General features: G+C 66.9%; 5 protein-coding genes and 1 riboswitch. Of the genes, 1 reads left to right on the top strand and 4 read right to left on the bottom strand.

Going from position 1 to position 7,293, the window contains the following annotated elements; genetic code table 11:
* The coding region (locus L995_RS09790) for a FadR/GntR family transcriptional regulator (protein ID WP_156136027.1) at positions 1-213 on the bottom strand (213 nt) is incomplete at its 3' end.
* A 277-nt stretch (positions 214-490) separates the two neighbouring features.
* A riboswitch (S-adenosyl-L-homocysteine riboswitch) is annotated at positions 491-617 on the top strand.
* A gap of 54 nt (positions 618-671) precedes the next feature.
* Here L995_RS09790 and metH point away from each other — a divergent pair.
* Positions 672-3,401 carry a methionine synthase gene (gene metH, locus L995_RS09785; RefSeq protein WP_082001528.1) on the top strand — a complete coding sequence of 910 codons (2,730 nt, stop codon included), beginning with the start codon at positions 672-674 and terminating at the stop codon, positions 3,399-3,401.
* 102 nt (positions 3,402-3,503) lie between these two features.
* On the opposite strand, the gene L995_RS09780 is transcribed toward metH, so the two are convergent.
* From L995_RS09780 to L995_RS09770, 3 genes are all read right to left on the bottom strand, one after another.
* Complete coding sequence (locus L995_RS09780; protein ID WP_017406328.1) at positions 3,504-4,847, bottom strand: glycerophosphodiester phosphodiesterase family protein; 1,344 nt, start codon at positions 4,845-4,847, stop codon at positions 3,504-3,506.
* 171 nt (positions 4,848-5,018) lie between these two features.
* Positions 5,019-5,705 (bottom strand): GntR family transcriptional regulator, encoded by a 687-nt coding sequence (locus tag L995_RS09775; protein WP_016448699.1) that lies wholly within the window; start codon positions 5,703-5,705, stop codon positions 5,019-5,021.
* A complete protein-coding gene (locus tag L995_RS09770) occupies positions 5,702-7,045 on the bottom strand; it encodes a C4-dicarboxylate transporter DctA (protein ID WP_047471266.1) in 1,344 nt (447 codons plus the stop codon). Before L995_RS09770 ends, L995_RS09775 begins: the two co-directional genes overlap by 4 nt.
* Positions 7,046-7,293 lie beyond the last annotated feature (248 nt).

Here is a 7,293-nt window from a genome sequence, read left to right as displayed (position 1 = left end):
CCGCGTGCCGTTGATGCGCACGCCCTTGCCCGGCTGGATCTCGACCAGGCCCAGGGCCTCCAGCATGGACAGCGCCTCGCGCAGCGAAGCGCGGCTGATGCCCAGCTGCCGGGCCAGCTCGCGCTGCGGCGGCAGCTGGCTGCCGCCGGGGTAGTGGCCGCTCAGGATGTGCTGCTGCAGCGTCTGGGCCATCGAGATCGGAATGCTTTGCATGGGCTGGCGCGGGTGGAGGGTTTTGGCCTGACTGGTCAGACCACGTACCCAGCAGATAGCGAATTGCGTGCCAGATGCAAAAAAAGGAGCGTTGTCCTCAGGCGCTGCAAAGAATCCGGGGCGATGGGGCATCGACAATCCGCCCCGAAGGCGCCGCCAGCGGCCCGCGCTGCCGCGCTTTGGTGCAGTGCCGCATGGCTTTGTGCAGGCCTGCCCCGAATGCGGGCGTAAAACCCGCACTGCAGGCCGCCGCCAGCCGCCGTAGAATCCCGGGCTTTGGCCCGAGGAGCGTTGCAGCGCGGCACCCGCCCATCCGTACACCGGATCGCGTGCCGCGTCAGGCTTGGGCCAGGTGCAGGTTCCCGGCCGGACCGCGCCCACGGTGCCAACGACGCTCACCTGTTGCCATGCCGTTTTTGCAGGTGAGCTTGATGTCGTCCTCTTTCACTCCCCCTCCCATGCGTCTGTCGGGCCTGGAGCCCGTCTCCATCGGCGAGGGCACGCTGTTCGTCAACGTGGGCGAGCGCACCAACGTCACGGGTTCCAAGGCCTTTGCGCGCATGATCCTCAACGAGCAGTACGAGGAAGCGCTGTCCGTGGCACGCCAGCAGGTGGAAAACGGCGCCCAGGTCATCGACGTGAACATGGATGAGGCCATGCTCGACAGCAAGGCCGCCATGGTGCGCTTCCTGAACCTCATCGCCTCCGAGCCCGACATCGCCAAGGTGCCGGTCATGGTGGACAGCTCCAAGTGGGAGGTCATCGAGGCCGGCCTGCGCTGCCTGCAGGGCAAGGGCATCGTCAACTCCATCTCCATGAAGGAAGGCCTGGATGAATTCAAGCGCCAGGCCCGGCTGATCAAGCGCTACGGCGCGGCCGCCGTGGTCATGGCCTTCGACGAGAAGGGCCAGGCCGACACCTACCAGCGCAAGATCGAGATCTGCGAGCGCGCCTACCGCATCCTGGTGGACGAGGTGGGCTTCCCGCCCGAGGACATCGTCTTCGACCCCAACATCTTCGCCGTGGCCACCGGCATCGAGGAGCACGACAACTACGCCGTGGACTTCATCGAGGCCGTGCGCTGGATCAAGCGCAACCTGCCCGGCGCCAAGGTCTCGGGCGGCGTCTCCAACGTGAGCTTCAGCTTCCGCGGCAACGACCCCGTGCGCGAGGCCATCCACACCGTGTTCCTGTACCACGCCATCTCGGCGGGCATGGACATGGGCATCGTCAACGCCGGCATGGTCGGCGTCTATGACGACCTGGAGCCCGAACTGCGCGAGCGCGTGGAAGACGTGGTGCTCAACCGCCGCCCTGACGCTGCGGAACGCCTGCTGGAGATTGCCGACGCCGCCAAGGGCGCCGCCAAGGACGACAGCAAGAAGCTCGAATGGCGCGGCACGCCCGAGAACCCGAAGACCGTGGGCGAGCGCCTGTCGCACGCCCTGGTGCACGGCATCACCGACTTCATCGTCGTCGACACTGAAGAGGCCTACCAGCAGATCGTGGTGCAGGGCGGCGGCCGCCCGCTGCACGTGATCGAAGGTCCGCTCATGGACGGCATGAACATCGTGGGCGACCTGTTCGGCGCCGGCAAGATGTTCCTGCCCCAGGTGGTCAAGTCGGCGCGCGTGATGAAGCAGGCCGTGGCCCACCTCGTGCCCTACATCGAAGAGGAAAAGCGCCAGCAGGAAGCGGCGGGCCTGGACGTGTCCAGCAAGGGCAAGATCGTCATCGCCACCGTCAAGGGCGACGTGCACGACATCGGCAAGAACATCGTCACCGTGGTCCTGCAGTGCAACAACTTCGAGGTCATCAACATGGGCGTGATGGTGCCCTGCCACGAGATCCTGGCCAAGGCCAAGGCCGAGGGCGCGGACATCATCGGCCTGTCGGGCCTGATCACGCCCAGCCTCGAAGAGATGCAGTACGTCGCCGGCGAGATGCACAAGGACGACTACTTCCGCATCAAGAAGATTCCGCTGCTGATCGGCGGCGCCACCTGCTCGCGCGTGCACACCGCCGTCAAGATCGCGCCCAAGTACGAAGGCCCCGTGGTCTACGTGCCCGATGCCTCGCGCAGCGTCAGCGTGGCCCAGAGCCTGCTGGGCGAGAACAAGGGCAACTACCTGGCCGAGATCCAGGCCGACTACGACAAGGTCCGCACCCAGCACGCCAATAAGAAGAAGACGCCGCTGTGGCCGCTGGACAAGGCCCGCGCCAACGCCACGCCCGTGGACTTTTCCCAGGCCCCCGTGGCGCCGCGCGCCCTGGGCCGGCGCGTGTTCCGCAACTTCGACCTGGCCGAGATCGCCGAATACATCGACTGGGGCCCGTTCTTCCAGACCTGGGACCTGGCCGGCCCCTATCCGGCCATCCTCGACGACGAGATCGTGGGCGTGCAGGCCCGCCAGGTGCTGGCCGACGGCCAGGCCATGCTCAGGAAGATCATCGAAGGCCGCTGGCTGCAGGCCAACGGCGCCATCGGCCTGTTCCCTGCCAACCGCGTGGGCGATGACATCGAGTTCTACGCCGACGAGTCCCGCAGCCAGGTGCTGATGACCTGGTACGGCATGCGCCAGCAGACCGAAAAGCAGATGGTGGAAGGCCCGGATGGCCAGCCCGTGATGCGCCCCAGCCGCTGCCTGTCCGACTTCGTGGCCACCAAGGAATCGGGCATCCAGGACTACGCGGGCCTGTTCGCCGTCACGGCCGGCATCGGCGCCGAGAAGAAGGACAAGGAGTTCCAGGACGCGCTGGACGACTACTCCGGCATCATGTTCAAGGCCCTGGCCGACCGCCTGGCCGAGGCCTTCGCCGAATGCCTGCACCAGCGCGTGCGCAAGGACCTGTGGGGCTATGCGCCCGACGAGGACCTCAGCAACGAAGCGCTGATCAAGGAACAGTACAAGGGCGTGCGCCCCGCGCCCGGCTACCCGGCCTGCCCCGACCACAGCGCCAAGACCGACCTGTTCGCCGTGCTCAAGGCCGACGAGATCGGCATGACGCTGACCGAAAGCCTGGCCATGAACCCGGCCTCCAGCGTCAGCGGCTTCTACATCGGCCACCCCGACGCCGTCTACTTCAACGTCGGCGAGATCGGCGAGGACCAGCTCGCCGACATGGCCGCGCGCCGGGGCATGGACATCGAGGAACTGCGCCGGTTGCTGGCGCCGAATCTGGGGTGAGAACGTTTGTCCGCGCGGACTGGTGCCGCGCGTTGCAAGAAAAAAGCCAGGGCGTGCCCTGGCTTTTTTATGGACGCCGCCGCAGCGGCATTCAGCGCTCGATCAGAGCCCGATTTCCTTGTTGTACGCCTTGCGCGCCGCCACGGCCGTGTCCGTGAAGTCGGTGAACACGCCGTCGATGCCCAGGCGGTAGTAGGCCAGGTATTCCTGCACGGGGTCGCCCTTGTACAGGCCGGCCAGGCGGCCCGGCTCGTTGCGGAAGGTGAAGCTGTGCACGATCAGGCCGGCCTTGTGGGCGTCGCGGATCAGGCCCGTGTCCTTGACGGTGTTCACGTCCTTGAGGCCGGCGCCGTCCTTGTAGGGCACGACGGAGTGGGCCAGGACCTGGGGCTTCCAGGGGCCGATGCCGTCGGCATAGGTCTTGATCTCGGCCAGGCCTGCGGGCGTGAGCATGGTGGCGAAGGTGCGCGCGTCGCCGGCCAGGGTCCAGCTGTAGGGGCGGCCGCTGATGAAGGTCCACTCATCGTTGGTGATGTAGACCATGGAGCCGTCGCGCAGATTGAAGTCGTTGCCGTCGATCAGCTGCACGCCCTTGGCCTTCATGCCGGCCTGGCGCAGGTACTTGAGGCTGGCCGGGTCGAAGCTCTGGATGTAGATGGGCGAATCCTTGGCGTTGAGCTTGTTCTGGTCCAGCAGCTTGATCACCGCGTCTTCAAACGGGCGCGAGCCGGGCGCGCCGCAGCCGTTGGCGATCGCCTGCTGGTTGTTCCAGTACGGGTTCTTGGTCTCGGCGTAGACGGGGATGGTGCGGCCCAGGGCCTTGCCCTTGGCGGCGGCGATGTCCAGCACGTCCTGGGCGCTGATCAGGGGCAGCTTGCCGTTCCACTCGGTGGGGCGCTCGCTGCGGTTGTCCAGGATCGTGCCGCCCAGCCAGGTGCGCAGCTCCTGCATCGTGAAGTCGCTGATGGACCAGTCGTTGCGGTGGTCCTCGCCATCGACCACCAGGGCCTTGAGCACGGACTTGGGATCGTTGGCATCGAGCTGGTCGCTCAGGTATTGCGAGGGGCCGTTGGCAGGCACGGCGGGGTACTTCACGTTGACCAGCACGCCGGCCGCAGTGCGCTGGCGGCGCGCCACTTCGGCATTGGTCTTGGCCACGTCGGCCACGTTGGTGCTGTCGCTGAGCCAGGCGTTGTGGCGGGCGACCAGCTGGCAGTCCTTCGTCAGGTGCATGTCGAGTTCGAGCATGTCCGCGCCCGCGTCGGCGGCGGCCTCGTAGGCCATGCGCGTCTGCTCCGGGAACTTGCCCGAGAAGCCGCGGTGGGCGATCACCTGGGGCTGCTTTCCGTCGAGCGTGAGGTAGAACGAGCCGCCGTCGCCGCCGCAGGCCGTGAGGACTGCAGCCGCGCACAGGGACGCGAGCAGGGGAGTGCGGGAAAAGGACATAGGACGTTGGGTCATATCCGAAGCAGTGGTGGGTTGATGAACGGCGCGCAATGCGCCAACTCAGCAGCGTATGCAGTCAGCCGTGTCGGCACCATGACAGTGCGCCCCGTAGGGCCCGGATTGGCGTTTTAGCGACGGTCGGTGGAAATTTGCCGACCCACCGACACAGGGTTATCCCCCGAACAGGGGCGCCAGCGTGGCACGCAGGCGGTCGCCGGCGTCGGGCGCCTCGCTCGGGCGGATCTCCAGCGAACGCTCCACCGTGCCGATGTGCTCCAGCAGCAGGGCCTTGGCGCCCTCGGTGTCGCCGCGCTCCAGGGCCTCGACGATGCGCTCGTGCTCGGCGCAGGACTGGCTGGCGCTGTGGGTGGACTGGAACAATGTGGCCGCCAGCGTGGTGCGCGCCGTGAGGTCGCGCAGGGTGAGCGCCAGCAGCCGGTGCCCCATCTGCTCGGCCAGGCAGACGTGGAAGTCGGCCAGCAGGAAGGCGCGCGTGGCGGCGTCGGCGCCCGCAATGGCCTCCTGCTCCTGGGCGATGTGGCGGCGCAGCTGGCCGATCACGCTTTGCAGGGGGCGCCCGGCCTCGCCCAGGATGCCGGTCTCGATGATGCGGCGCGCCGCGAAGGCGTCCTGCGCCTCCTCGGCCGAGGGCTGGACCACGTACCAGCCGCGCCGGGGCTGCACCTGCACGAAGCCGCGCGCCTGCAGCTGCATCAGCGCCTCGCGCACCATGGTGCGGCTGACCTCGAAGTTGTCGGCCAGCTCCTGCTCCCCCAGCCGTTCACCGGGCGCCAGTTTCTGGGCCAGGATGGCTTCGACGACGCGCTCGGCGATGTGCTGGGGGCTTACAGGTGTCATTGCGTTGCAGGGTGGGCAGGAGTCACGGTTGCGGGGACGGCGGCGGCGCCGGAGGGCTCGGCGTCGGGCCCCTGATTGTCGGCCAGGCCGTCGAGCACGGCATGGGCGCGCTCGCGGTCGATGTCACCTTCCCAGGCCGCGATGGCCACGGTGGCCACGCAGTTGCCGATCAGGTTGCCCAGCGCGCGGGCAATGCCCATGAACCAGTCCACCGACAGCACCAGCACCAGGCCGATGGCGGGTATGGCCGGAATCGCATGCAGCGTGGCCGCCAGCACCACGATGGCCGAGCCCGGCACGCCGTGGGCGCCCTTGGAGGTCACCAGCGCAATCGCCAGGATGGTCAGCAGGTCGGCCATGCCGATGGGCGTGTTCGTGGCCTGGGCGATGAACACGGCCGCCAGCGTGATGTAGATGGAGAAGGCGTCCAGGTTGAACGAGTAGCCCGTGGGAATCACCAGGCCCACGGTGGAGTCGCGCACGCCCAGGTTGCGCAGCTTGGCCATGATCTGGGGCAGCACGCTGTCCGAGGAGGTGGTGGCGAAGACCACCATCAGCTCCTCGCGCAGGTAGCGCAGCAGCTTGATCAGGCTGAAGCCCGAAAAGCGCATCACCAGGCCCAGCACCACGAAGACGAAGAAGATCACCGCCACGTAGAACAGCAGCACCAGCATGCCCAGCTGCTTGAGCGAGCCTATGCCGTACTGGCCCACGGTGAAGGCGATGGCGCCCAGCACGCCCAGCGGCGCCAGCTTGATGAGGATGCCCATGATCTTGAACAGCACGTTCGACAGCGTGTCGATCAGCGCATGCACGGGCGCGCCGCGCTCGCCCAGCATGGTCAGCGCGCAGCCGAACAGCACGGCGAACAGCAGCACCTGCAGCACGTCGCCCGTGGCAAAGGCCTGCACCACGGTGGTGGGGATGAGCTTCATCAGGAAGTCCACCGTGCCGCCGCTGGTCAGCTTGTCGGCGTTGCTGGCATAGGCGCTCATGGCCGAGGCATCGAGCTTGCTCGGGTCCACGTTCATGCCCGCGCCGGGCTGGAACACGAAGGCCAGCACCAGGCCCAGCACCAGGGCGATGGTGGTCAGCACCTCGAAGTAGATCAGCGACTTGACGCCGACCCGGCCCACGCGCTTGAGGTCGCCCGCGCCCGCGATGCCGTGCACCACCACGCAGAACACCAGCACGGGAATGATCATCTTGATGAGCTTGATGAAGCCATCGCCCAGGGGCTTGAGTTTCACGGCCCATTCAGGGGCCAATATTCCGGCGAGCACACCCAGGATGAGTGCGATCACCACCTGTCCGAACAGTGATCTGGCAAAGCGGCGCATAGTCGTCTTTCGCAAGTTGTGGAATCTTGTATGCAAGTGGCTCTGCAACTTGCATGCAAGAATGTAGACAAGCGAAACGCGTGCCAGCAGAGGGTATTCCCTGCGGATTTGCGGCACTCCAGAGAAGTTCAGCCCTGACTTTTTCTGCATGAAATCGGCAGATGCGGGCGGGCCTCCCCGCCGTGGTGCAGGGTGGGGGCCGGCATGCCCGCGCATGGTGCGCGCGGCGTGCGGCAAGGCTGACGCGG

This window comes from Delftia sp. ZNC0008 (assembly GCF_000799035.1).
GTDB lineage: Bacteria > Pseudomonadota > Gammaproteobacteria > Burkholderiales > Burkholderiaceae_C > Comamonas > Comamonas tsuruhatensis.
This window is presented reverse-complemented; position numbering and strand designations above follow the sequence as displayed.

Coding starts and splice junctions, on each gene's coding strand:
- L995_RS09775 (WP_016448699.1), bottom strand. CDS start 5,705: ATGACACCTGTAAGCCCCCAGCACATCGCCGAGCGCGTCGTCGAAGCC.
- L995_RS09780 (WP_017406328.1), bottom strand. CDS start 4,847: ATGTCCTTTTCCCGCACTCCCCTGCTCGCGTCCCTGTGCGCGGCTGCA.
- metH (WP_082001528.1), top strand. CDS start 672: ATGCGTCTGTCGGGCCTGGAGCCCGTCTCCATCGGCGAGGGCACGCTG.
- L995_RS09770 (WP_047471266.1), bottom strand. CDS start 7,045: ATGCGCCGCTTTGCCAGATCACTGTTCGGACAGGTGGTGATCGCACTC.